The organism is Pseudacidovorax sp. 1753 (assembly GCF_040544975.1).
In the GTDB taxonomy this organism is placed as follows: domain Bacteria; phylum Pseudomonadota; class Gammaproteobacteria; order Burkholderiales; family Burkholderiaceae_C; genus Xenophilus.
The window spans coordinates 155,060-179,689 of sequence record NZ_JBEPKY010000014.1; the positions used below are offsets into that span (position 1 = coordinate 155,060).

A 24,630-nucleotide genomic window follows, 5' to 3' on the forward strand; every position below is an offset into this window, starting at 1 on the left:
TCCACCATGGACGCCTTCACCTTCGCCCCACCCTACGAACTGCCGCAGTGGCCCTTCGTGCCACCGCCCGAACTTTCGGCAGGCGAGGCCGGCCGCCATCCGGTCGTGATCGTCGGTGGCGGCCTGTCGGGCCTCACGCTGGCCTGCGACCTGGCCAGCCGCGGCATCCGCAGCGTGCTGCTGGACGAGGACGACACCGTCGGCGTGCGCGGCGCCTCGTCGCGCGGCATCTGCTACGCGCAGAAGAGCCTGGAGATCTTCGCGCGGCTGGGCATCTACGAGCGCATCGCGGCCAAGGGCGCCACCTGGTCCTTCGGCCGCACCTTCTCGGGCGACACCGAGGTCTACAGCTTCAACCTGCGCACCGACAGCGTCTCGGCGCAGCCGCCCTTCATCAACCTGCAGCAGTTCTACGTGGAGTGGTTCCTGGTGGACCGCATCCTCGAACTGGGCCTGACCGACCTGCGCTGGAAGAACCGCGTGCTGGAGGTGGAACCGCAAGACGACGGCGTGCGCCTGCAGGTCGAGACACCCGCGGGCCGCTACGCCCTCGACGCCGATCACCTGATCGACGCCACCGGCGCGAACAGCCCGATCCGCACCCAGCTGGCCCTGCCGGCCCATGCCTCGCGCAGCACCGACCGCTGGTGCATCAGCGACGTGCGCTTCAAAAAGCCGCTGCCCGTCGAGCGCTGGACCTGGGTGGACGCGCCCTTCAACGAAGGCCGCGGCGTGTGGCAGCACCTGATGGCCGACGGCGTCTGGCGCATGGACTACCAGATGCCCGAGGACGCCGACCCCGCCGAGGTCAGCCTGCCCGAGGTGGCCGCCGCCCGCCTGCGCGAGCAGCTGGGGCCCGACGTGGACTTCGAGTTCGTCTGGATCGGCCCCTACGGCTACCGCGACCATCTGCTGGAACGCTTCCGCCACGGCCGCGTCTTCTTCATCGGCGACGCGGCCCATGTGGTCAGCCCCTTCGGCGCGCGTGGCGGCAACACCGGCATCCAGGACGCCGCCAACCTGGCCTGGAAGCTGGCCCTGGTGCTGAGCGACCAGGCGCCCGCCACCCTGCTGGACAGCTACGACGCCGAGCGCCGGCCCGCGGCCGTGCAGAACCTGGCGGTGACCAGCCGCTCGGCGCGCTTCCTGGCGCCGCGGTCGCCCGCCGAGCATGTGCTGCGCCGGGCCGTGGTCGCACTCGCCGCGCGCCATCCCTTCGCGCGCAGTCTGGTCAACACCGGCCGCATGTCGGTCGCCAACGACTACCCGCCCTCGCCCTGGCAGCCCAGCGGCAGTCGGACGGTGCAGAACGTGCCCCTGGCCGATGCGCAAGGCCAGTCCACCTCGCTCGCGGCGCTGCTGCGGCCCGGCACGCACTGGCTGGGCCTGTGGCATGCGCCCGAGCCGGCGCAGGTGGATGCGGCCCTGGGCGCCGTCGCCGGGCGGCCGATCCGGCTGGTGGCGGTGGGCCCGCGTGCCGATACCGCCTGCGGCCTCCCCGGCCATGCGGCGGGTGCGGCCGAGCTCGCACACCTGGGCCTGCAACAGCCCGGCAGCCTGCTGCTGGTGCGCCCCGACGCCTACCGCGCCGCCTTGCTGCCCGCCGCCACGGCCGACGGCCTGCGCCAGGCGCTCGACACCGCCCTGACGCCCGCTGTCCCTTCCACGCCCGCCCCATGATCACCGAGCCCCACATCCCCGACCCCGACGGCTTCTATGCCGCCCTGCTGCAGGCCCATGAGGGCCTGAGCGAGGCGCAGAGCGCCGACCTCAATGCCCGCCTCGTGCTGCTGCTGGCCAACCAGTGCGGCGACCAGCAGGTGCTGCTGGACTGCATCCGCGCCGCCGCCCTCGACACCGACACCCCTGCCCCATGACCGCCACCACCGCGCCCGCCACCGTCTCCTTCGCCTCGGCCTCCGACACCCGCGAGCAGAAGCCGCGCCTGACCCTGCTGGCGCCCGACGTCTATGGCTACATCAGCGACTTCGATCCCAACTGCGGCTTCGTCGTCGCCGAGGACCAGGTAGTGTTGATCGACACCCGACCCACGCCGCGCATGGCGCGCGACTTCCTGGCGGCCATCCGCAGCGTCACCGACAAGCCGGTGCGCACCATCGTGCTCACGCACTACCACGCCGTGCGCGTGATGGGTGCCAGCGCCTTCGACGAGGTGCAGGCCATCATCGCCAGCCAGGGCACGCTGGACTGGATCCGCACCCGCGGCCAGGCCGACTTCGACTCCGAGGTGGGCCGCTTTCCGCGCCTGTTCGAAGGCGTGGAAGAGATCCCGGGCCTGACCCGGCCGACCATCAGCTTCGACAGCCGCATGAGCCTGTGGCTGGGCGGCGGCCGCGAGCTGCAGCTGCTGGCGCTGGGCCGCGGCCATTCCAGCGGCGACACCGTGGCCTGGCTGCCAGAGGCGGGCGTGTGCTTCTCGGGCGACGTCGTGGAAAACCGCTGCGGCGTCTATGCCGGCGATGCCTACATCCGCGACTGGGCGGCCACGCTCGACGCCGTGGCCGCCCTGCACCCACGCACCCTGGTGCCCGGCCGCGGCGCCGTGCTGCAGGGCGAGGCCGCCTGCACCGAGGCCATCCGCCTGACGCAGGACTTCCTGGCCACGCTGCTGGGCGCCGTGCAGGCCGGCATCGACGCCGGCGAATCGCTCAAGGGCTGCTTTGCGCGGGCCGAGGCGGCCATGGTGCCGCGCTTCGGCGACTGGCCGGTGTTCCGCCATGTGCTGCCCTTCGACGTCTCGCGCGCCTACGACGAGCTCACCGGCACCGAGCATCCGGTCGTGTGGACCGCCGAGCGCGACCGCGCGCTCTGGCAGGCGCTGCACGGCTGAGCGCGCATTCCTTCGCATCGATCACAACACAGGAGACAACCCCATGACCCGCTTCTTCCACCGCCTGGGCGCCGCCCTGGCCCTGGCCGCCGCCACTGCCGGTGCCGCGCTGGCCCAGGGCGCCTATCCCAGCCAGCCCATCAAGTGGCTGGTGCCCTACGCCGCCGGCGGCGGCACCGACAGCATCGCGCGCCAGCTGGCCGATGCGATGCAGCCCTCCATCGGCCAGCCGGTGCTGATCGACAACCGGCCCGGCGCCTCGACCAACATCGCGGTCGGCCTGCTGATGCAGGCCAAGCCCGACGGCTACACCGTCATGCAGGCGGAGAACGCGGCCCTGCTCTTCAACGAGCACATGTTCGCCAAGCTGCCCTACAAGCCGGCCTCCGACTTCACCTACATCGGCGCCATCGGCCGCATCCCGATCGCGCTGGTGGTGCGCAGCGACTTCCAGGCGCAGAACCTGCAGCAGTTCGTCGCCTATGTGAAGGCCAGCGGCGACAAGGCGAGCTACGGCTCGCCCGGCATCGGCACGCCGCACCACATGGCCATGGAGCTGCTCAAGCAGAAGGCGGGCCTCACCATCACGCACGTGGCCTACAAGGGCGCCGCCCCCGCGCTGCAGGACATGATGGGCGGCCAGGTGCCGATGATGATGCTGGACCTGGGCACCGCCCTGCCCTACCTCAAGAGCGGCAAGCTGCGCGCCCTGGCCATCGCGCTGCCCCAGCGCGCCAAGGCCCTGCCCGACGTGCCCACCTTCAACGAGCTGGGCTACCCGGAGGTCAACGCCTTTGCCTTCCACGGCCTCATCGGGCCGGCGGGCATGCCGGCGCCCGTCGTCGAGAAACTCAACGCCGAGCTGCGCAAGGCGCTGCAGGCGCCGCGCGTGCAGCAGGTGTTCGGCGAATTCGGCTTCGAGGCCCTGCCGGGCACGCCCAAGGAGTTCTACGACATGGCGCGCGCCCAGAGCGCGTACTGGGGCCAGATCATCCGCACGTCCGGCGTGCAGCTGGATTGATCGGGACTGCCGGCATGCCCGCCCTGGCTTCCCCGCCCGCCGCCCTGCGCGTCGGCTTCATCGGCGTGGGCGTGATGGGCGGCCCCATGGCCGGCCACCTGGCCCGTGCCGGCCACGCCGTGGCGGTGCACGATGCGCAGGCCGGCGTCGCGGCCGCCCTGGCCGAGGCTCAGCCGGGCCTCCGCCCCTGCGCCACGGCCTGCGAGGTGGCCCGCCACAGCGACATCGTCGTCACCATGCTGCCCAACGGCCGCGTCGTGCGCGACGTGGTCTTCGCGCCGGAGACGGGCCTGCTGGCCGGCTGGCAGGCGGGTGGCCTGCTGCTGGACACCTCCTCGGCCGAGCCCTGGCTCACGCGCGAGACGGCCGAAGGCCTGGCGGCCCGCGGCATCGCCATGGTGGACGCGCCCGTCTCGGGCGCGGCCTGGGGCGCCCAGGCGGCCGAGCTGGTCTTCATGGTGGGCGGCACCGCCGCGGACGTGGCGCGCGTGCGGCCCCTGCTGGACGCGATGGGCCGCGCGGTGTTCCACCTCGGAGGGCTGGGCGCCGGCCACACGATGAAGTGCCTGAACAACCTGGTGACGGCGCTGACGCTGACCGCCACTGCCGAGGGTCTGGCGCTCGGCACACGGGCCGGGCTGGACCCGGCCGTGATGACGCAGGTGCTCAACGAATCGACCGGCGGCTCGTGGATCACCCGCACCCACATCGACCAGCGGGTGCTCAGCCGGCGCTTCGACGACCCGTTCAAGCTCGAACTGATGCTCAAGGACATGGGCATCGCGCTGGACCTCGCCAAGTCGCAGGACATGCCCGCGCCGCTCAGTGCCGCCGGCCTGGCGCTGTGGCAGGCCGCGGACGAGGCGCGAGGCCCTGGCGCGAGCGTCTCCGAACTGGTGCGCTGGGTGGAGGCGCAGATGGGCGTGGAGATCCGCAGCCCGTCCGCTGGCGCGGCCTGAGCCGCGCCGCGGTGGCGGATCAGGCCTGCGCGCCGAACTTGCCTTCGAAGGCCGACTCCGCCAGCGGCCGGCGGTCGCTCGGCACTTCACGCGCGCGGATGCCTTCGGGCAGCACGGCCGGATCGCCCTTCCGGCCCACGGCCACGACGGTGTCGATGGCGTACATCTCGGGCAGGCCGATGGCCGTGCGCAGCTTGCCGGCGTCGAAGCCGGCCATGGCATGGGCCGACCAGCCCGACAACTGCGCCTGGAAGGCCAGGCTGGCCCAGGCGGCGCCAGCATCGAAGGCATGCGAGGCGTTGGCCACCGGCTCGGTCTTGCCGGGGAACACGGCCTCGCGGGCGGACGCGATCACCACCAGCGCGGCGGCGCGCTTCGTCCACATCTGATTGAACTCGACCAAGCTGTCGAAGATGGGTTGCCAGGCGGCCGTATCGCGGCGCGCGTAGATGAAGCGCCAGGGCTGCACGTTGTAGGCGGAGGGCGCCCAGCGCGCGGCTTCGAGCAGGCTCATGAGAGCGGGCTCGGCGATGGCCTCCTCGGTGAAGGCGCGCGGCGACCAGCGCTCGGTGAACAGGGGATCGATGGGATGGGCGGGTTGACGGGGGTTGCTCATTCGAAAAACTCCAGGGGAAGGGACACACGTGCAAGCGGCATGCCCGGCAGGCAGGCGCGCACCGGCCCGGACGCCGCGGTCGGGTCCGGGCTGCACGCCCAGTGGGCGGATGCGCCGCGTCAAATCATGCCATCCCCGGGTATCGGGCCGCTGACGCTGTCGTGCTCGCGGCCAGGACGTGGGCGGGCCAATCTTGCTGTGATCGGCCAGCACGACACAGCGGCGCGAGGCCGCCACCATGGCGAGCGCCGCCTCGGCCTTGCACGGCGCGGGCGGCGCCTTCAGTCCACGCCGAGCGCATCGCGCAGCCAGGCATCGACCTGCGCTGCGGCCTCGTACTGGACCCAGTGCCCGGCGCCGGGAATGACATGCGTCGGACAGCCGACGAGCGCCGCGGCTTCGGCCGGATCGGCCGTCACGTCGTGGGCGCCCCACACGGCCGCGACCGGACCGGCATGGGCCGCCAGCACCGACTGCAGGCCGCCAGCCCGCGACAGCCGTTTGCTGCGAAAGCGGGTGGCCTGGCAGGCCCGGGTGTGCACGGCCAGCGCCTCGTCGTCAATGGCGGCCTCGTCGTGCAGCATGTGCATGAGCAGGTTGTGGCGCATGATGGCCGCAAGCGCCGCATGGTCCTGCGCCTGGGCGGCGGCATGCCAGTCATGCAAGGGGCCGCGCGGACGGCGGGCGCCGCCATGGCCGGCGGGGCCGAGCAGGAGCAGGTGATGGATGCGCGCGACCGTCTCGTCCGAGGCCGCGGCCGCCCGGGCGGCCAGATGCGCCGCGACCAGTCCGCCGAAGGAGAAGCCGGCCAGGTCGACGCCTTGCTTGCCAGCGCCCGGCAACTGCGCGATGCCGGCCATCAGCCGCTCGACCAAGGTGTCGAAGCTGCCCTCGTCGAGCGCGTCGGAATCGCCGTAACCCGGCATGTCGGGCACCCACACGGCGCGGTCTGCGGCCAGCGCCTCGATGTTGCGGACCCAGTGCATCCAGTTGCCATGGCCGCCATGCAGCAGCACCAGCGGGGCCCGCCCCGTGTGGTGGGTTCCCCAACCGCGCCAGCGCACGCGGCTGCCGCTGGGGCCGGTGTCCAGCTGCCGCGCCAGGGCGTCGAGCCGGCTGGCGCGCGGTGCGCGTGGGGCGAAGTCGGTGGGGGGCGGCGAAGGATCTGGCGTCATGGGCTGAGTGTGCTGCGAACGGCTTGACCTGCCGGCCGGCCTTGCGCCCTCTCCCCTCGTGGGAGAGGGGCGCACGGCGGCGCGTCTGACGAGGCGTTTCAGTCCATTCAGGCCAGCACCAGCACGCCGTCGGCCGCGCGCACACCCTGGCCCTCGGGCAGAACGAAGACCGGGTTGATCTCGGCCTCGACGATGCGCTCGCCCAGCTGTGCGGCCATGGCGGAGAAGGCCACGATGGCGTCGACCAGGGCCGCGACGTCTGCCTTGGGTCGGCCGCGGAAGCCGTCCAGCAGCGGCCAGGTCTTGAGTGACTGCGCCATGGCCAGCGCATCGGCGCGGCCGAGCGGCAGGAGCCGTCCGTCCTGCTGGGGCAACAGACGCAGGGTCGTGTCCTGGAACAGCTCGGCCGTGACGCCGCCCATGCCCAGCAGCACGGCCGTGCCCAGCGCGTCGCGGTGCAGGCCGAGGATCAGCTCGGTTCCGCCCGAGACCATCTGCTGCACCAGGAAGCGCTGCGGCAGCACGCCCGCGCGGGCCTCGACCTCTGCGGCCATCTGCGCCAGGCGCGGCCCGACGGTCTGCGCGTCCAGGCCGACCGCCACGCCGCCGACGTCGCTCTTGTGCGTGATCTGCGAAGACAGGATCTTGAGCACCACGCGCCCGCCCAGCGCGCGCGCCGCCGCCTCGGCCTCGCGCGCATCGTGCACCACCCGTTCGGCCGCGCAGGGCACGCCGAAGCGGGCGAACACGGCCTTGGCCGCGGCCTCGTCCAGCGAGCCGCTGGGCAGATCGCCGGCATCGACGGGCACCCCCGCGGCTACCCCGTCGGCGGGCACTTCGAAGCCGGCGACATGCAGCATGCCGGCCAGCGCTGCCGTGCAGCTTTCGGCCGCCGCGAAGGCCGGCACGCCACGGCGCGTCAGCAGCGCGCCGATCTCCGGCGCATGCGGGCTCACGTAGGCCATCACCGGCTTGTCGGAATCGGGCAGGCAGTCCTGGATGGCCCCGGCCAGCAGCTCGGGCATGGCCAGACTGGAGCTGCCCACGATGATCACCAGCGCGTCGTAGCTGGGGCTCGCCAGCAGCGTGCGGATGGCGCCTCGCAGCAGGTCGGGCCGCAGGCCGGCCAGCGTCACGTCGATGGGGTTGCGGTCCAGCACGGCCTCGCTGCCGGTCTGCAGGGCGCGCAGCGCCTGGGCCGTGGCCGCATCGGGCGCGGGCGTCTCGAAGCCGGCCACGCCCAGGTCGTCCGACACCAGCGTGCCCGCGCCCCCGGTGGAGGTGAGGACGGCCACGCGCCGTCCCTGAAGCTGCCGGCCTGTGGCCAGCGCTGCGGGAATGTCCAGCAGATCCGAGAAGCTCTGCGCGCGGATCACGCCCACCTGGCGGAACAGCGCGTCGTACATGCGGTCGGCCCCGGCCATGGCGCCGGTGTGCGAGACGGCGGCCTGCGCGCCGGCCTCGGAGCGGCCGATCTTGAAGGCCACCACCGGCTTGCCGGCGCGCGCCGCCTTCAGGCAGGCGGCGCGGAAGCGGGCCGGATTGCGCACCGCCTCCACATAGAGCGCGATGACCCGCGTGGCCGGGTCGTCGGCCAGGTGCTCGATGAAGTCGGCCAGCTCCAGGTCGACCTCGTTGCTGGTGGCGATGAGCTTCGACAGGCCGATGCCCCGCGCCGCCGCCCGCGACAGCAGCGAGCCCAGGATGCCGCCGCTTTGCGACACGACGCCGATGCCGCCCACCGGGAAGTGGTCCATCTCCAGCGCGCCGGACGGCGAGAGCACGATGCCGTCGGTGAGGTTGACCAGGCCGATGGTGTTGGGCCCCAGGATGCGCATGGACCCCGCGGCCTCCACCAGCTGCTGCTGGCGCCGCGCGCCCTCCTCGCCCGTCTCCGTGTAGCCGCTGGCCAGCACGATGGCGGCCGCACAGCCGCGCTCGGCCAGTTCCTTCACGGCCAGGTGGGCGCGCTCGGCGCCCAGCAGCACCACGGCCACTTCGGGCACCTCGGGCAATGAGGCGATGTCGGGATAGCAGACCAGGTCGTCGATCTGTGCCACCTTGGGATTGACCGGCAGGATGCGCCCGGCATAGCCGTGCTTGCGCAGGTAGGCCACGGGCCGGCCCGAGGTCTTCTTCGGATCGGCCGAGGCGCCGATCACGGCCACGCTGCGTGGCGACAGGAGTCTGGCGATGGCGTCGCTCACGGCCTCACTCCTTGGCGGCCGTCTTGGCCAGGAAGGCCTCGACCGAGGCGCGGTGCTCGCTGCTGGTGTAGCAGATGCCCTGCGCCTGGCTGCCCTGGGCGAAGACGTCGTGCGCCGACAGCTCGAAGCTCTGGTCGAGGATGGACTTGGTCAGCGCCAGCGCGGTGGACGAGGCGGAGGACAGCTCGGCGGCCCAGGCCTGGGCGTCGGCCAGCAGCGTCTCGGCCGAGGTCTTGCGGTCCACGATGCCCAGTGCGAGTGCTTCGTCCACCTTCACCTGGCGGCCGGTGAAGATCAGCTCCTTGGCCTTGGGCAGGCCCACGCGGCGCGGCAGGAAGTACATGCCGCCGCCGTCGGGGATGATCCCGCGGTGGATGTACGACCAGGTGAAGCTGGCCCATTCGCTGGCGATGATGAAGTCGCAGGCCAGCGCCGTGTCCGCGCCCAGGCCCGAAGCGGCGCCATTGACGGCGGCGATCACCGGCTTGGGGCAGGTGTGCAGCAGGGCCTGCACCTGGTGCACGCGCTGCTGGCGGTGCCAGCCGTTGAAGCCCACCTCACCGGTGGGCGCATTCATGCGCCGCTGCATGCCGGCGATGTCGCCGCCGGCGCAGAAGCCCTTGCCAGCACCGGTCAGCACCAGGGCGCGGATGGCCTTGTCGGCGCCCACCTGTTCGAGCGCATGCGCGAACTCGCGGCGCATGTCGTCGCTCATGGCGTTGCGCTTGTCGGGCCGGTTGAGCGTCAGGGTGGCGATGGCGTTGTCGACCGAGAGGGTGATGAAGTCGTAGGTCATGGCGGGGTTCCAAGGCGGGGTGGCGGGGGCCGGTTTCTGTTCAATCCGGCTTGATGCCGTTCTCTTTGACGATGCGGGTCCAGCGGGCCTCTTCGGCCTGCACGTAGGTGGCCAGTTCGGCGGGCGGGCCGCCGCTGACCACCAGGCCTTCGTGTTCGATCTTGCGGGCGAAGTCGGGCGTGCGCACCGCCTTGCGGGCGGCGGCGCCGAGGCGCTCGATGACGGCGGGCGGCGTGCCGGCGGGCACATAGAGCCCATACCAGCTTTCCATCTGGTAGCCCGGCACGGTGGCGGCGATGGCGGGCACTCCCTTGAAGGCCGGCGAGGGCTCGGGCGTGGTCACGCCCAGCGCGCGCAGCTTGCCGCTGTCGACGAAGCCGGACGCCGCGGCGGCCGTGGCGAACATCATGTCCACCTGGCCGCCCAGCAGGTCGGTAAGGGCCGGGCCGGCGCCCTTGTACGGCACATGCACCAGCTTGATCCCGGCCAGGTTGGCGAGCATCTCGCCAGCGAGGTGGGCCGAGGTGCCGGTGCCCTGCGAGGCATAGCTGAGCGTGTCGGGCCGGGCCCTGGCCGCGGCGACCAGGTCCGCCACCGACTTGAGGGGGCTGTCGGGCCGCACCACCAGCACGTTGGGACCGCGGCCGATCAGCATCACCGGCGCGAAGGCCGCGTTGCTGCCATAGGGCAGCCTGGGCTGCAGCGACGGGTTGACCGCATGCGCGAAGGAAGCGACCACCACCGAGTAGCCATCGGGCGCGCTCTTGGCCACGTTGTCGGTGCCGATCATCGTGCCGGCGCCGGGCTTGTTGTCGACGATGACCGGCTGGCCCAGGTCCTTGCCCATCTCCTGCCCCAGCGTGCGGGCGATCAGGTCGGTGCCGCCGCCGGGCGAGAAGGGCACGACCAGGCGGATCGGATGGTCGGGGTAGGCGGCCGATGCGGCACCCGCCAGGCCGAGGGCGCCGACGGTGCCGAGGGCGAAAAGACAGGCGCGACCTGCGTGCAAAAGTCGTCGAATCATGGTGTGTCTCCTTGTCGGGATCGATGCCCGAATGCACTGTCAAGCAGCACCCGGCCATGCGGCAACTCTAGGAGCATTCAAGCTTCGGAAAGCGCAAGCTGTTCCACTCAGTGGAATCACCGTAAGCTTGCCATCCCCTGCATTCACGCCCTCCCTCCCATGCCTGGAGCCATCGATAGCCTTACGGAAAAGCCCGGCCTCTCTCCTGCCAATCGCTCGCTGGAGCGGGGTATCGCCCTGCTGCGCGCCTTCAGGCCGGGCTCGGAACTTCTGGGCAACAGCGACCTGGCTGAACGCACCGGCCTGCCCAAGGCAACGGTCAGCCGGCTGACGCAGACGCTGGTGGGCTGCGGCCTGCTGCAATGGGAGGCTGCATCGCGCGCCTACCGGCTGGCGCCGCCCGTGCTGAGCCTCGCGCACGCCATGCGGTCGGGTTCGCGCGTGCTCGCCGTGGCCGCGCCCCACATGCACGCGCTGGCCGAATCCCGGCGCATCAACGTGGGCCTGGCCGCGCCGGATGGCGACGAGATGGTCTACCTCGAATCCATCCGCTACGCCCGCCGAGTCGCGCTGCGGCATGTGGTGTCGGGCCAGCGCGTGCCGATGGAGCTGACCTCGCTCGGCCGCGCCTACCTGGCCGTGGCGCCCGCGGCCCGGCGGCGGGACATCCTGCGCGCGGTCGCGTCACGGCGCGGCCCGCAATGGCCCGCCCTCTCGCGCGAGATCGAGGAAGCCACCCAGCAGATCCGCAGCCGCGGCTTCTGCGCGGCCTCGTGGCAGCCCGAAGTGGTGGCGCTGGCGGCTCCGCTGCCTTCGGCCGATGGCGCGGCCTATGTGCTGAACGTGAGCCTGTCCACGCCCTTGCCGATGGAGACGGTGGCGCAGGAACTGGGAGATGCACTGCTGGGACTGTCGGAGAAGGTCGCCCAGGCGTGGGCGGCCGACCTGCGGCCGCGCTGAGCCCGGCGCCATCATCCATTTGGCCGAGTAGCCACGATGCACCGACGGCTAGATTGCCCGGACCGCCGCCGAGACGCGCGAGGGAGGAAAGCGCAGGAGGGACCGACCACCCACAGAAGGGCCGCACGGGCACCGCAGCGAGGCAGAGAAAGCAGCCTTCCTCGCCCACCCGTTGCAGCCATCCTGTTCCCTGCCACGGGAGCAGGTGCGCTTTTTTGCAGGGGTCGTCGGGTGTGAAAGCACCCGGCGACCCATTTTTTTCTGGGCGTGTGCACGCCGGACCACGCCCGGCAAGTCCATTCACGCGCCGGGATCGCGCGGCTGCTGCGCCAATGCCTCGGCCGTCGCCTGGTCGAACCAGCGGATGTAGCTGAGCCGACCCTCGTCTGTCACGATCTCGTCCGGAAAGGCCGCCAGCATTTCCTCGGCAAAGGCCTGCACATGGGCCTTGTTCTCGGCATGGGCGATCACGTAGGGATCGTTGCGGCGGATGGCGCGCACCACCTGACGGCCGATCTCGAGGGGGTCGATGCCGATTTCCTGCAGCGAGGGCATGGGGCCCTTGCGATGGTCGGCCGTTTCGAAGTGCGCAGGGCGCAGGCGATGCGAGTCGCGCACGTTGGTGCGCGTGGCGCCGGGGCAGACCTCCGTCACGCCGATGCCGTACTGGCCCACCGACAGCCGAAGCGACCCCGACAGACCATGGATGGCGAACTTGGTGGTGCTGTAGATACCGCCCCAGGCCGGCGCCGGCACCAGGCCCGCGATGGAGCCGGTGTTGACGATGTGGCCGCCCTCGCCGTGCGCGCGCAGCTTGGGCAGGAAGCTCACGATGCCGTGGATCACGCCGTAGAGGTTGACGCTCAGCAGCCAGTCCCAGTCGCCGTAGGTGGCCTGGTCCATGGGCAGGTAGCCCGTGACCCCGGCGTTGTTGCACAGCACGTGGATCTTGCCGAAGGCAGCCTCGGCCTCGTCGGCCGCACTGCGCATGGCTTCCCGGTCGGCCACGTCCAGCTTCATGAAGCGCACCTTTTGCGACTGTGGCGCCAGCACTTCGCGGGCGTGGGCCAGGTGCGCGTCGCTGAGGTCGGCCACGATCACGTTCATGCCTTCGGCGAGGAAGGCGCAGGCCATGCCCAGGCCGATGCCGCTGGCGCCGCCGGTCACGAAGGCGGTCTTCCCGTGGAGGTCCTTCATCTTGCCGGTTTCATTCCAGCGCCAGGTTCATCGACCTGGCGGCGGCTGCCCACCGATCGCTGTCGACCTTCAGCACGGCAGCGAAGTCCTCGGTGGGCGCGGCGCGCTGCAGCGACAGGCGCTGCAGCAGATCGCCCACGTCCTTCGACTGCATGGCGCCCGCGATGGCTTGCCTGAGCGTGGACGCCAGCGGCGCCGGCAAGGCCTTGGGCGCGATCACGCTGTGGCGGTCTTCCACCACGATGTCGTAGCCGGACTCCTTCAGCGTCGGAATGTCCGGCATCACGGCCGAGCGGTCGCTGCCGGTCAGGGCCAGCATGCGCAGCTTGCCCGCCCGAAGGTGCTCAATGCCGCCGGCCAGCGAGCTCACGCCCACCGGGATCTCACCCGACAGCAGCGCCAGGAAGCTCGGCGCATCGCCCTGGTAGGGCACCAGCTGCCAGTTCAGCCCGGTCTGGCGGCCGATGAGTTCGGCCGCCATGTGCGGCGTGGAGCCGATGCCCGGCACGCCGCAGCTCTTCGCCTTGGGGTTGTCCTGCATCCACTTGACCAGGTCGGGCAGCGTCTTGACGCTGGCGGGCGTGCCGGGGCCGGCGTAGAGGCCCAGGTCCAGGCGCGCCAGCGGCAGCAGTGGCTGGAAGTCGCGCACCAGCTCGTAACGCACGCTCTTGTACAGGTGCGGCGCCATGGTGATCACCGAGGCCGGCGTGACCAGCAGCACCGTGCCGTCGGCCGGCGCGCTGCGCACATAGTCGGCCGCCAGCCGGCCGCCAGCACCGGGCTTGTTGTCCACGATCACGGTGGTGCCCAGCGAGGCCTTCAGCGGCTCGGCCAGGGCGCGCGCGATCATGTCGGCCGCGCCCCCGGGAGGGAAGCCCACCACCAGGCGCACGGGCCCCTTCACGGTCTGAGCGGCAGCCGGCCAGGCGCAGGCCGCGGCCAGCGCGCCTGTGCCGGCCAGGAAATGACGTCGGTCGATGTGCGTGTTCATGTCTTTGTCTCCTGTGGTTCTTTGAATCGGCGGGCCACGGCATGGCCGCGATGGCGCGCCCTCATGCCAGCGCCCCCACCGCCATGTCCGACAGCCGCTGGAAGCGCTCGATGTTGGCCGCCTGCGGCAGCAGGCCGGTCGTCAGGCAGACGAAGCTCAGGTCCAGCTCGGGGTCGACCCAGAACATGGTCGAGCCGGCGCCATAGTTGCCGAAGGTCTGCGGCGTGGTGAGCGTGCCGAACTGGTGGTGCACGATGCCCTCGCCCCGCAGGCTGAAGCCCAGGCCGATGAAGGCCGGCGGCGGCGTCCAGCCGGCGCGCAGGGCCACGCCACGGTAGAGCTCGTTGTGCATGTCGCCGGTGTGGTTCTGCCGCGCCAGCTGCAGCATGCGCGGGGACACGATGCGCGCGCCGTCGAGCGTGCCGCCCCGGCGCAGCATTTCGGCGAAGCGCCAGACGTCGGCGGCGGTGGAGCAGGCGCCCACATGGGCGGCATCGTTCACCTCTTCCTCGAACAGGCTGTGGCGCCCCGGCTGGTGCCGGCCCCGCACGGCGATCGGCACCACGCCGCGGATGTCCGGCACGACCTTGCGGGCCCGCAGGTCGGGCCGCACGCCCAGCGAGGTGTCGCGCATGCCCAGGGGCTCGAACAGGTCCTCGCGGGCGATGTCGCGGAACGCGCGGCCCTGCGGGTCGGTGCGGCGCAGCAGCTCGCCCATGAGCACATGGTTGACCACCGGCGCGTAGTCGCAGCGCGCGCCGGGCTCGACGATGCCGTGCACGTTCTCGCAGACGGCCTGCAACAGCTCGCCCAGGTCGTCCTCGAACATGTCGGGCTTGGGCGTCCACACGCCGGGCATGCCGGCGGTGTGGGTCAGCAGGTGGTAGAGGGTGGCGCGGTCACGCGGGGCGCCACCGAACTCCGGAATCAGCTCGGCCACGCGCGTGGTCAGCGAAAGCCGGCCCAGCTCCACTGCGCGCAGCACCAGCAGGTTGGTGAAGGCCTTGGTCAGCGAGAACAGGCTGAAGACCGAGTCGATGGCCAGGGGCCTGTCATGAGCCGCATCCTGGAAACCGATGGCGGCTTCCAGATCCAGCCGCCCGCCGCGGCCGATGCGGATGACGGCGCCGTGGTAGTGGCCGCGCTGCACGTCGGCCGCGATGGCGGCCTGCAGGTTGTCCAGTCGTTCGTTCATGGGATCGGGCATCCGGTCAATGCAGCTGCGTGTGGCTGCGCTCGGCCACCAGGCGGGCCACCTCGGTGTGGTCGGCCGTGGGGCCCAGAGCCTGCAGCGCCTGCTGCCAGAGCGCCAGCACCTGCGCGGCCATGGGTGCGTCGGCCTCGGTCTCGCGCGCCAGGCCGGCGGCGATGCCCAGGTCCTTCACCATCAGCGGCAGCAGGAAGTTGCCCTGGTAGCTGCCCGACAGCACGAAGGGCTTGAACTTGTTCTGGGTGCTGTTGTTGGCGCCGGTGGATGCGTTGAGCACGTCCAGCATCACGGCCGGATCGAGCCCGGCCTTGCGGCCGATGGCCAGCACCTCGCTGGCGATCCAGAAGCCGGCCGCCGATGCGAGGTTGTTGAGTGCCTTCATGGCCTGGCCGCTGCCCAGCGCACCGGTGCGGAAGATGGCCCGCGCCATCGGCTGCAGCACGGCGCTGGCGCGCTCGCAGTCGGCATCGCTGCCACCCAGCATGATGGCCAGGTCGCCCTTGCGGGCGCGCACCACGTTGCCGGAGACCGGCGCATCGACCATGCCCACGCCCTGCGCGGCCAGTCGCTCGCCGATGCGGCGCGTGGCCGAAGGCTCGCCCGAACTCATGTCGATGAGAAGCTGGCCTGCCCGGGCCGACGCGGCGGCGCCGTTCGTGCCGTCCGCACTGCCGTCGCCGAACAGCAGCTGCGCCAGATGCGCGCTGGTGGGCACCATGGTGATGACCACATCGCAGCGGGCGAAGACCTCGCCCGCACTGACGGCAGCCACCATGCCAGTCTCCGTGGCCAGCCGCCGGGCCGCCTCGGGCCGGATGTCGAAGCCCACCACCGCCACGTCGGCGCGTCGCAGCGTGGCCACCATGGGCTCACCCATGGTGCCCAGTCCGATGAAGCCGAGCGGCTGCGTCATTCGATGGCCCCGATCTCTTTGAGCACCTCGCGGGCGGCCTTGGTGCTGTCCAGCGCCGCGGGCACGCCGCAGTAGATGCATGCCTGCAGCAGCACGGCCTGGATCTCCTCCACGCTCACGCCGTTGTTGATGGCGCCGCGCACATGCAGCTTGAGCTCTTCCTTGCGGTTGAGCGCGGTGAGCATGGCGATGTTGAGCATGCTGCGCGTCTTGTGAGGCAGCGCCGGGCTGCCCCAGGCCTCGCCCCAACACCACTCGGTGATCATCTTCTGCAGCGGGCGGGTGAAGTCGTCCGCCGCCTGGATCGACTTGTCCACATACGCATCGCCCAGGACGGCCTTGCGCAGGGCCAGGCCCTGGTCGAACAGCGGGCTCTGCCCAGGCGGGGGAAAGCCGTTGCGGTCGGCGCCCTGCGGGCTGCCGGATGGCGTGTCGCTCATGCGGATCCTTCGTTTCAGTTTTGTACGACAGTATGTCAATCACCCGTTTTTCGTCGTACAGCGTTTTCCCGCAGTCCGGCTTGCGCGCGGCCATGCGGCGCTATCCTTGGCCGATCCGCTCCCTTTGCAGACCGCCCATGACGATCGCGCCATCCGCTGCCCATCCCTCGCCCATCGTCCGCATCGCGGCCTCGGCCGCGCCCCTGCGCCAGCAGGTGGTGAGCGCTGTGCGCGATGCGGTGGCACAGGGCCGCTACCTGCCCGGCGAACGGCTGGTGGAACGGGAGCTGTGCGAGCTGATGGGCGTCTCGCGCACCTGCCTGCGCGAGGCACTGCGCGAGCTGGAGAACGACGGCATCGTCACCAGCGTGCCCAACCGCGGCGTGATCGTGAGCACCATCGGCCTGCGTGATGCCCGCGAGATCTACGAGATGCGCGCCGTGCTCGAAGGCCTACTGGCCGAGCGCTTCGCCAGGCTGGCCAGCTCGGCGCACATGGCGGCGCTGGAGCAGGCGGTCGAGGCTCTGGCCCAGGCCTACGACAGCGGCGCCGGCCTGCTGGAGGCCAAGCGCGCCTTCTACGAGGCACTGATCGGCGGCGCCGACCACGACCTGGCGGCCTCGATGCTGCGCAGCATCCAGCTGCGGGCCAGCCAGCTGCGCAACATGACCCTGTCCGACCCTGACCGGGCACGGCACAGCATCAGCGAGATCCGGCAGTTGCTCAAGGCACTCAAGAAGCGCGACCCAGTGGCGGCGCAGGCCGCTGCCCACAAGCATGTGCAGAACGCCGGCGCGCTCGCGCTTCGGCTGCTGGAGCGCTCGGCGCCGCAGGCCGCAAGCGGCGATTGACGCTCAGTCCACCGCGCCCAGCGAGGCGCCGCCGTCGATCACGATCTGCTCGCCGGTCACGAAGCTGGAGGCCTCGGACGCCAGGAACAGCGCCAGCCCCTTGATCTCCTCGGTGCTCGCCATGCGGCCCAGCGGCACCAGCTTCGCGTGCGCCGCCTGCACGGCGGGATCCTGCATGCGTCCATTGGCGATGTGGGTGACGAAGGGGCCGGGCGCGATGGCGTTGACGCGGATCCGGTAGCGCGCCAGCTCGAGTGCCGCGGTGCGCACCAGATGCGCAGCGCCCGACTTGGCCGCCATGTAGGCCATGCCCACGCCCGGCGCCGGACGCACGGCGGAGATGGAGGTGGTGACGACGATGCGCCCACCCCGCCCCTGCGGCTTCATCACGCGCGCCGCCGCGCGGATGGCATAGAACACCGCATCCAGGCTGACGCCGATCACACGGTGCCAGCGCTCGTCGCTGTAGTGCTCGATCGCATGCTCGGGCAGCCGCTGGCCGCGGTCTGAAAAGGCCATGAAGCCCGGCCCCGGGTCGATGCCGGCGTTGGCGAAGACGATGTCCAGGCCGTGCGCCGCGGCGGCCTCGTCGAAGGCGGCGTCCACGGCGGGGCGGTCGGTCACGTCCAGCACGCGGCCGCGCACGGACAGGCCCTGGGCCGTCAGGCGAGCCACCTGGCGCTCGATGCCCGCGGCGTCCATGTCGAGGAGGGTGACCGTCGCGCCCTGGCTGGCCAGCGCCTCGACCATGGCCAGGCCGATGCCGCTGGCGCCGCCGGTGACGATGGCACCCTGGCCGCGCACGTTGAAGACTTGTTGAAGATCCATGGTCGGGAGGGCGCGGGCATGCCCGGCTCGCGTTGGAGGTTTGTCTGATGATCCCTTAGTTTCGTACGATTGTCATACAGGAATATCCCGGTGGCTGCGAATGCAGCATGGCTGCAAACTCGCGGCCATGACCGACGCCTCCCGCCCTGCCTGTGCCGTCCAGCACGAGGTCTATGCCATCCGCTACGGCCACCATCGGCGCGTCGCGGCGCAGAACTTCATCGAGGCGCCGGCCGATCCGCAGGCACCCATGCCCATGGACTACTTCGTGTGGCTGATCAAGTGCCCGGACGGTCGTCACGTCGTGGTGGACACGGGCTTCGACGCGCAGGCCGCGGCCCGCCGCGGGCGCGAGATGCTGCGCCCGCCCGAACAGGGCCTGGCTCGCCTGGGCGTCGATGCCGCTGAGGTGGGCGATGTGGTTGTCACGCACCTGCATTACGACCATGCCGGCAGCACCGCCACCTATCCCCGCGCCACCTTCTGGGTGCAGGAGAAGGAACTCGGCTTCACCACCGGCAAGTACATGTGCCACAGCTTCTTCCGCCTGGCGTACGAGCAGCGCGACGTGCATGCCATGGTCGGCCACCTGTTCGAGGAGCGCGTGCGTGTGGTCGATGGCGACGTCGAACTGCGCCCGGGCATCCGCCTGCGCTGGGTGGGCGGGCACACGGCGGGTTTGCAGGTTGTGCAGGTGCACACCGCGGCGGGCTGGGTGGTGCTGGCGTCGGACCTCTTTCACTACTACGCCAACCGCGACAAGGGCTCGCCCTTCCCCATCGTCTATCGGCCGGACCAGAGCCTGGACGCCTTCGGCCGCGTCGGCGACTGGGCCTCGCACGAGTCCCTGATCGTGCCTGGGCACGATCCGCTGGTCATGCAGCGCTTTGCCCCCGATCCGCGCGACGCCGACTTCACGGTGCGGCTTTGGGAGCCGCGCTGCAAGCAGGACTGAGGCCCTCACGGGCCTGACTCCGTCGTGCAACGCGGGCACCAGGCGTGCCCAGCTGTTGCGGTACCACAACGAAAAGAGGGATCTTCTGTAAAGCGTCTGTAAAGCACGAGTTCTCCAGGACCAAAACGCCCCTCCGCAGAACGGAATGCGAACGATTGCCAATGAGAATCGCGTCCGCTTACAAACCCACGGAGCGGAGAACCATGAACAACAACGCGACGCGCCGGCCCCGGAGCCTGCGTATGGCCGACGGCCTGGCCGCCAGCCTGTCCACCGCAGCCCTGCTGCCCTTGGGCGCTATGGCCCAGACCGCCGCCCAGCCGCCCGCCGCCGCCCTGCCGGCGGTGACGGTGCAGGAACAGGCCATCGACCCCAACCCCAATGCCGAAGGCGGCGCGCCCTACAAGGCCCGCACCTCGGGCGACACGCGCCACACGCGGCCGCTGGCCGAGACGCCGCAGACCATCTCGGTCGTCACCAAGACGGCCATCGACGATTCCGGCGCCACCGACCTCAAGCAGATCCTGGCCGCACAGCCGGGCATCACGTTGGGCACCGGCGAGAACGGCAATGCCTTCGGCGACCGCTACATCATCCGCGGCCAGGAAGCCCGCAGCGACGTCTTCGTCGACGGCCTGCGCGACCCGGGCATGACCACGCGCGAGAGCTTCGCCATCGAGCAGGTCGAGATCACCAAGGGCCCCAACTCCAGCTTCGCCGGCCGCGGCTCTGCCGGTGGCGCGATCAACGCCATCACCAAGCAGGCCACGCTGGACTACGACTTCTACCGGATATCGGCCGGTGCCGGCACCGACAAGTACCACCGTTTCACGGCCGACCTGAACAAGGGCTTCACCGACAGCTTCGCCCTGCGCGCCAATGTACTTACCGGCAAGGAGGGCGTGCCCGACCGCGACGGCTCCACCCGCCGCCGCGACGGCCTGGCCCTGTCGGGCCTGTGGGAAGTCAACAAGGACCTGTCGGTCACGCTCGACTACTACGGCCTGCGCGCCAAGGACAAGCGTCCCGACCTGGGCAGCTACCTGGTGGGCACCGCGCCCTTCCGCTATCCGGCGGAGAACGTGCCGCTCTATGCCCAGGCCAACGACTTCCTGCAGTCGGACGTGGACACCGTCACCGCCCGCGTGCAGTACCGCTTTGCCGACAACCTCAAGCTCAACAGCCTGACGCGCTACGGCCGCAGCGAGAACGCCTACGCCACCACCGGCGCCTCCAGCCGCACGGTCTATCCGCTGGGCAGCAACCAGGGCTACCTGGCCGGCACGATCGACAACGGCCACACCGGCTGGCAGGACGTCACCTATTTCGCCCACCAGAGCAACCTGCGCTGGGACACCGAGATCGCCGGCCGCAAGAACGAGTTCATCTTCAGCTTCGAGTACACCGACCATGAGGTGATCTCGGGCGGCTACAACATCACCAACGCCGGCGCCTACAACTGCCGCAACGCCACCACCAGCCGCGTGAACAACGCCTGGTGCATCACCGATGCGCTCGGCAACGCGGTGGCTGGCGTCAACTACCTGGCCAACCGCAGCTACACCCGCACGCCGCGCACCCGCGATTGGCATGTGAAGTCCACCGGCCTGAGCGTGATGGACACGGTGGACCTGACCGACCGCATCACCGCCTTCGGCGGCCTGCGCGCCGACTACACCGACTTCCGCCTGATCACCACCAGCGCCTCCACCGGCTTGGCCACCGGCAACTACGGCTACACCGACACGCTGTGGAACGGCCACCTGGGCCTGTCGTACAAGCTGAGCGAGGCCGGCATGGTCTACGCCAGCTACGGCACGGCGCAGGACATCAACGGCGGCGAGTCCGACACCGGCACCAGTGCCGGCTACGGCGGCCTGGTGATCTACCAGGGCAGTGCCGCGGGTGCCAAGCCCGAGACCTCCGAGAACCTGGAGATCGGCACCAAGTGGAACCTGCTGAACAACAAGCTGCTGTTCACGGCCGCCGCCTTCCGCACCACCAAGAAGGACGTGATGGAAGGCGCCAACTACGACGCCGTCGGCACCTTCAACACCGGCAAGAACCGGGTGCAGGGCGTGGAGTTCGGCCTGGTGGGCAACGTGACCGACAAGCTCACGGTGCAGGCCGGTGCCACCTTCATGAAGTCGAAGGTGCTGGCCTCGGCCACGGCCACCAACGTGGGCCTGCCGCTGTCCAACTTTGCCGACCGCGCCGCCACGCTGCAGGCCAAGTACCAGCTGACGCCGGACCTGTCCATCGGCGGCGTGGCCCGCCACGAGAGCAAGCGCTGCGGCGGCCAGCCCGACACCGGTGCCGGCTACACCAACGGCGTGTGCGCGCAGCCCGTGCCCGGCTTCACGGTGTATGACCTGTTCGCCTCGTACCGGCTCAACAAGCACGCCGACATCCGCCTGAACGTGCTGAACGCGACCGACAAGGACTACTACACGGCGGTCTACCGCTCGGGCGCCTTCCTCTACAAGGGTGACGGCCGCGCCGTGCGGGTGACCTTCGACTACGAGTTCTGACGGTCGGGCGGCGGGCGGGCGCAGGCCTGCCCGGCCGCCGCGTCTGCTCCAATGCCGGGCTCAGCCTGACGCTCTCAATCCGATGTCCTCGCCCCCGCCGTCCGCCACCACGGCACCGTCCGACCGGATCCCGCACGGCATCCTTGCCGCGCGCGACTACGAGCGGCTGGCCGGGCAGTTCATTCCCGCGGACCGGCTGGCCTACATCGCCGGCGGCAGCGGCGAGGACTGGACGGCGCAGGCCAACGTCGCCGCCTTCGGTCGCTGGTCCATCGTGCCGCGCGTGCTGCGCGACCTGCGCGCCGGCCACACCCGGGTGCGCGTCGGGGCCGAGGAATGGGCCCAGCCCATCGGCCTCGCGCCCGTCGCCTTCCAGAAACTGGTCCATCCCCGCGGCGAGCTGGAGACGGCCCGCGCCGCCGCCGCCGCCCACACGGCCCTGCTGCTGAGCACGCTGGCCACCACGCCGCTGGAGGACGTGGCCCGGCTGCTGCCGGCCCAGGAAGCCCTTCCCCGACCCTGGTTCCAGCTCTATCTGCAGCCGCGGCGCGAGCACACGCTGGCCCTGGTGCGCCGCGCCGAAGCGGCCGGCTACGGGGCCATCGTCCTCACGCTCGATGCCAGCATCCAGCTGGCCAGCCATCGGGCCTTGCGCGCGGGCTTCCGCATGCCGGCGGACTGCGTGCCGGCCCACGGCGCTTCAGCCGCAATGGCACCGGCGGTGCCCGAAGGGGCCAGCCGCATCTTCCAGGGCGCCATGGCGCTGGCGCCGCGCGCCGAGGACCTCGCCTGGCTGCGCACTGCCACGCCGCTGCCGGTGTGGATCAAGGGCGTGCTCGATCCCGCGGACGCGCGTGCACTGGCCGACGCCGGGTGCGCCGGCCTCGTCGTCTCCAATCATGGCGGCCGCACCGTGGATGGCGTCGCGCCCAGCCTGTCTCTGCTGCCCGCCGTGCGTGAGGCCGTCGGCCCCCACGTCCCGCTGCTCTTCGACGGCGGCATCCGCAGCGGCGCCGATGTGTTCAAGGCGCTGGCCCTGGGCGCCAACGCGGTGCTTGTCGGGCGCCTGCAGCTCTATGCATTGGCCGCGGCCGGTGCGCTGGGCGTGGCCCACCTGCTGCGCCTGCTCGGCGAAGAGCTCCAGGCCTGCATGGCCGTGGCCGGCTGCGACCGCATCGCGGACATCGGCCCGGACCGGCTGCTTGCCATGCCGGACTTCCACGCGATCCCCTGAGAAGGCGCCCATGCTGCTCACCATCGACCAGATCCTTCCCCGCGACAAGGCCCGCGACATGGCACGCCAGCTGCAGGCGCAGCCCTGGCGCGCCGGCGCCGACACGGCCGGCAGCCTGGCGCGCGAGGTCAAGCACAACGAGCAACTCGACGAGCGATCGCCGCTGGCGCAGACGCTGGGCTGCGAGGTGCTGCAGGCCGTGGGCGCGCATCCGCTCTTCGTCTCGGCCGCGCTGCCCCGGCGCATCTTTCCGCCACGCTTCAACCGCTATGCCGACGGCGGCACCTACGGCGCCCATGTGGACAGCGCGGTGATGCAGCTGCCCGGCACGAGCGACGCCCTGCGCACCGACCTGTCGGCCACCCTCTTCCTGGCCGACGCGCAGGACTACGACGGCGGCGAACTGGAGATCGAGGGCCCCTCGGGCGTGCAGGCCGTCAAGCTCGATGCCGGCGACCTGGTGCTCTACCCCTCCACCAGCCTGCACCGGGTCACACCCGTGACCCGCGGTGCGCGGCTGGCGGCCTTCTTCTGGATCGAGAGCCTGGTGCCCGACCCCACCGACCGCGCGCTGCTGTTCGACCTGGACCAGGCCATCCAGCGGCTCGGCGCCGACCTGCCGGCCGCGGACCGGCGCCTCGTGCAGCTGAGCGGCGTCTACCACAACCTGCTGCGCCGCTGGGCGCTGACATGAGCAGAGGTGCACCCCCGCCATGCCCGCCCGGCCGTGTCGCCGTCATTCACAGCGTCCGGGCCGTCGCGCAAGCGATTGCGCGCCGCGATCTCCTTCAAACCCCACAAGCAAGGCCTTCCCACCATGATCCGCCACCTTCTCGCTCCCGTCCTGCTCTGCGCCGCCGGTGCCGTTTTTGCCCACGGCAATGTGCAGTGCCCCGCCTCGCCCAAGGCCGAATGGAAGCCTCACACCGACCTGCAGGCCAAGCTCGTCAAGGAGGGCTGGACCGTGCGCCGCATGGAGATGACGCCCACCTGCTACGAGGTCTACGGCAAGGACCCGCAGGGCAAGCGCGTCGAAGCCTTCTTCGACCCGAAGACGCTGGAACGTGTCGAAGAGAAGTGAGGCCGCGCCGCAGACCTGCGTGTGGAGCCGCAGCGTGCGGCTGCTCCACCTGGGCCTGATCGCATCGGTCACCGTGGCCTGGGTCTTCCGCGAAGACCTCGGCCCGGCGCACGAGGTGGCAGGCTATGTGGCACTGGCGGCCGCGGCGCTGCGCAGCGGCATTGGCCTGGCCGGACGCGGATATGCGCGCTTCGGGCAGTTCGTGCGATCGCGCGCGGCCACGCTCGGCTATGCACGGCAGGTGCTGCGCGGCACCGCACCCCGCTACATCGGCCACAACCCGCTGGGTGGCTGGATGGTGCTCGCCCTGCTGGGCTGCATCGGCCTGCTGGGTGCGAGCGGCTGGCTCTACACCACCGACCTGTTCTGGGGCTACGGCTGGCTGGCGTGGCTGCATGCCGCGCTGGGCTGGACGCTGCTGGCGCTCGTCGCGCTGCATGTGGGCGGCGTGGTCTTCACCAGCATCGCGCATCGCGAGAACCTGGTGAAGGCCATGCTCACCGGCCGCAAGGCGCCGCCGGGCCCCGGCGACGTGGACTGAACACCGGCGCGACGAGGCACCGCGCCGTCACAGCTTGGCGATCGACACCTCGGTCGACTTCACCAGCGCCACCACGTCCGAGCCGACGCGCAACTGCAGCTCGTCCACCGAGCGGGTGGTGATGACGGAGGTGACGATGCCCCAGGGTGTCTCGACATCGACCTCGGAGACGACGTCGCCGCGGATGATCTCGCGGACCTTGCCCTTGAACTGGTTGCGCACGTTGATGGCCTGGATGGACATGGATAG

The 24,630-nt window shown here is 71.0% G+C and carries 25 protein-coding genes; 13 read left to right on the forward strand and 12 right to left on the reverse strand.

All coding sequences use genetic code 11. The features are described from left to right. The first annotated feature begins 6 nt into the window (after nt 1–6). Genes ABIC63_RS18690 through ABIC63_RS18710 form a run of 5 tightly spaced genes read left to right on the forward strand, consistent with a single transcriptional unit; the run spans nt 7 to nt 4,831 of the window. The gene (locus tag ABIC63_RS18690) at nt 7–1,680 is read left to right on the forward strand and encodes an FAD-dependent oxidoreductase (RefSeq protein WP_354320903.1); all 1,674 of its coding nucleotides are present in this window, start codon (nt 7–9) and stop codon (nt 1,678–1,680) included. After that, the gene (locus ABIC63_RS18695; protein ID WP_234195099.1) at nt 1,677–1,877 is read left to right on the forward strand and encodes a DUF2783 domain-containing protein; all 201 of its coding nucleotides are present in this window, start codon (nt 1,677–1,679) and stop codon (nt 1,875–1,877) included. Before ABIC63_RS18690 ends, ABIC63_RS18695 begins: the two co-directional genes overlap by 4 nt. After that, nucleotides 1,874–2,851, forward strand: coding sequence for an MBL fold metallo-hydrolase (locus tag ABIC63_RS18700; protein ID WP_354320904.1), 978 nt, complete (start codon nt 1,874–1,876; stop codon nt 2,849–2,851). Before ABIC63_RS18695 ends, ABIC63_RS18700 begins: the two co-directional genes overlap by 4 nt. Nucleotides 2,852–2,894: 43 nt before the next feature. Beyond that, entirely contained in the window at nt 2,895–3,872 is a 978-nt protein-coding gene (locus ABIC63_RS18705; RefSeq protein WP_294374286.1) for a Bug family tripartite tricarboxylate transporter substrate binding protein, read from the forward strand. Between the two features lie 14 nt (nt 3,873–3,886). After that, nucleotides 3,887–4,831, forward strand: a complete 945-nt coding sequence (locus ABIC63_RS18710; protein ID WP_354320905.1) for an NAD(P)-dependent oxidoreductase — start codon at nt 3,887–3,889, stop codon at nt 4,829–4,831. A gap of 19 nt (nt 4,832–4,850) precedes the next feature. Here the strand turns inward: ABIC63_RS18710 and ABIC63_RS18715 are convergent, their stop codons facing one another. From ABIC63_RS18715 to ABIC63_RS18735, 5 genes are all read right to left on the reverse strand, one after another. Beyond that, nucleotides 4,851–5,447 (reverse strand): nitroreductase family protein, encoded by a 597-nt coding sequence (locus ABIC63_RS18715; RefSeq protein WP_294374281.1) that lies wholly within the window; start codon nt 5,445–5,447, stop codon nt 4,851–4,853. A gap of 281 nt (nt 5,448–5,728) precedes the next feature. Next, the gene (locus tag ABIC63_RS18720) at nt 5,729–6,622 is read right to left on the reverse strand and encodes an alpha/beta fold hydrolase (RefSeq protein WP_294374279.1); all 894 of its coding nucleotides are present in this window, start codon (nt 6,620–6,622) and stop codon (nt 5,729–5,731) included. 107 nt (nt 6,623–6,729) lie between these two features. Then, nucleotides 6,730–8,829 (reverse strand): acetate--CoA ligase family protein, encoded by a 2,100-nt coding sequence (locus ABIC63_RS18725; RefSeq protein ID WP_354320906.1) that lies wholly within the window; start codon nt 8,827–8,829, stop codon nt 6,730–6,732. Between the two features lie 4 nt (nt 8,830–8,833). Next, complete coding sequence (locus ABIC63_RS18730) at nt 8,834–9,625, reverse strand: enoyl-CoA hydratase/isomerase family protein (protein WP_354320907.1); 792 nt, start codon at nt 9,623–9,625, stop codon at nt 8,834–8,836. A gap of 40 nt (nt 9,626–9,665) precedes the next feature. Continuing rightward, complete coding sequence (locus tag ABIC63_RS18735) at nt 9,666–10,649, reverse strand: tripartite tricarboxylate transporter substrate binding protein (RefSeq protein ID WP_354320908.1); 984 nt, start codon at nt 10,647–10,649, stop codon at nt 9,666–9,668. A gap of 159 nt (nt 10,650–10,808) precedes the next feature. On the opposite strand from ABIC63_RS18735, the gene ABIC63_RS18740 reads away from it, so the two are divergent. Then, entirely contained in the window at nt 10,809–11,609 is an 801-nt protein-coding gene (locus ABIC63_RS18740) for an IclR family transcriptional regulator (protein ID WP_354320909.1), read from the forward strand. Nucleotides 11,610–11,909: 300 nt separating this feature from the next. On the opposite strand, the gene ABIC63_RS18745 is transcribed toward ABIC63_RS18740, so the two are convergent. The 5 genes from ABIC63_RS18745 to ABIC63_RS18765 all read right to left on the reverse strand — a co-directional run bounded on the left by ABIC63_RS18745 (nt 11,910) and on the right by ABIC63_RS18765 (nt 16,360). After that, a complete protein-coding gene (locus ABIC63_RS18745) occupies nt 11,910–12,806 on the reverse strand; it encodes an SDR family oxidoreductase (RefSeq protein WP_354320910.1) in 897 nt (298 codons plus the stop codon). 10 nt (nt 12,807–12,816) lie between these two features. After that, nucleotides 12,817–13,797 carry a tripartite tricarboxylate transporter substrate-binding protein gene (locus ABIC63_RS18750; protein WP_354320911.1) on the reverse strand — a complete coding sequence of 327 codons (981 nt, stop codon included), beginning with the start codon at nt 13,795–13,797 and terminating at the stop codon, nt 12,817–12,819. A 61-nt stretch (nt 13,798–13,858) separates the two neighbouring features. Next, complete coding sequence (locus ABIC63_RS18755) at nt 13,859–14,992, reverse strand: serine hydrolase domain-containing protein (RefSeq protein WP_354320912.1); 1,134 nt, start codon at nt 14,990–14,992, stop codon at nt 13,859–13,861. Nucleotides 14,993–15,008: 16 nt separating this feature from the next. Further along, nucleotides 15,009–15,920, reverse strand: a complete 912-nt coding sequence (locus tag ABIC63_RS18760) for an NAD(P)-dependent oxidoreductase (RefSeq protein WP_294374256.1) — start codon at nt 15,918–15,920, stop codon at nt 15,009–15,011. After that, nucleotides 15,917–16,360, reverse strand: a complete 444-nt coding sequence (locus ABIC63_RS18765) for a carboxymuconolactone decarboxylase family protein (protein WP_294374253.1) — start codon at nt 16,358–16,360, stop codon at nt 15,917–15,919. Before ABIC63_RS18765 ends, ABIC63_RS18760 begins: the two co-directional genes overlap by 4 nt. A 137-nt stretch (nt 16,361–16,497) precedes the next feature. Here ABIC63_RS18765 and ABIC63_RS18770 point away from each other — a divergent pair, with 137 nt between their 5' ends. After that, nucleotides 16,498–17,211, forward strand: a complete 714-nt coding sequence (locus ABIC63_RS18770; protein WP_294374249.1) for a GntR family transcriptional regulator — start codon at nt 16,498–16,500, stop codon at nt 17,209–17,211. 3 nt (nt 17,212–17,214) lie between these two features. Here ABIC63_RS18770 and ABIC63_RS18775 read toward each other — a convergent pair whose 3' ends face one another. Next, nucleotides 17,215–18,039, reverse strand: a complete 825-nt coding sequence (locus tag ABIC63_RS18775) for an SDR family NAD(P)-dependent oxidoreductase (RefSeq protein ID WP_294374243.1) — start codon at nt 18,037–18,039, stop codon at nt 17,215–17,217. Nucleotides 18,040–18,166: 127 nt separating this feature from the next. On the opposite strand from ABIC63_RS18775, the gene ABIC63_RS18780 reads away from it, so the two are divergent. The 6 genes from ABIC63_RS18780 to ABIC63_RS18805 all read left to right on the forward strand — a co-directional run bounded on the left by ABIC63_RS18780 (nt 18,167) and on the right by ABIC63_RS18805 (nt 24,381). Next, nucleotides 18,167–18,994 (forward strand): N-acyl homoserine lactonase family protein, encoded by an 828-nt coding sequence (locus ABIC63_RS18780; protein WP_294374240.1) that lies wholly within the window; start codon nt 18,167–18,169, stop codon nt 18,992–18,994. A 203-nt stretch (nt 18,995–19,197) separates the two neighbouring features. Continuing rightward, nucleotides 19,198–21,525, forward strand: coding sequence for a TonB-dependent receptor (locus ABIC63_RS18785; protein WP_354320913.1), 2,328 nt, complete (start codon nt 19,198–19,200; stop codon nt 21,523–21,525). A gap of 82 nt (nt 21,526–21,607) precedes the next feature. Beyond that, complete coding sequence (locus tag ABIC63_RS18790) at nt 21,608–22,759, forward strand: alpha-hydroxy acid oxidase (RefSeq protein WP_354320914.1); 1,152 nt, start codon at nt 21,608–21,610, stop codon at nt 22,757–22,759. Between the two features lie 10 nt (nt 22,760–22,769). After that, a complete protein-coding gene (locus tag ABIC63_RS18795; protein WP_354320915.1) occupies nt 22,770–23,453 on the forward strand; it encodes a Fe2+-dependent dioxygenase in 684 nt (227 codons plus the stop codon). A 123-nt stretch (nt 23,454–23,576) separates the two neighbouring features. Beyond that, a complete protein-coding gene (locus ABIC63_RS18800) occupies nt 23,577–23,840 on the forward strand; it encodes a PepSY domain-containing protein (protein WP_294374229.1) in 264 nt (87 codons plus the stop codon). After that, nucleotides 23,824–24,381: a cytochrome b/b6 domain-containing protein gene (locus tag ABIC63_RS18805; protein WP_354320916.1), complete on the forward strand. Its 558-nt coding sequence runs from the start codon at nt 23,824–23,826 to the stop codon at nt 24,379–24,381. Before ABIC63_RS18800 ends, ABIC63_RS18805 begins: the two co-directional genes overlap by 17 nt. Before the next feature lie 27 nt (nt 24,382–24,408). Here ABIC63_RS18805 and ABIC63_RS18810 read toward each other — a convergent pair whose 3' ends face one another. After that, complete coding sequence (locus ABIC63_RS18810) at nt 24,409–24,624, reverse strand: TOBE domain-containing protein (protein WP_017757916.1); 216 nt, start codon at nt 24,622–24,624, stop codon at nt 24,409–24,411. Between the last annotated feature and the right edge of the window lie 6 nt (nt 24,625–24,630).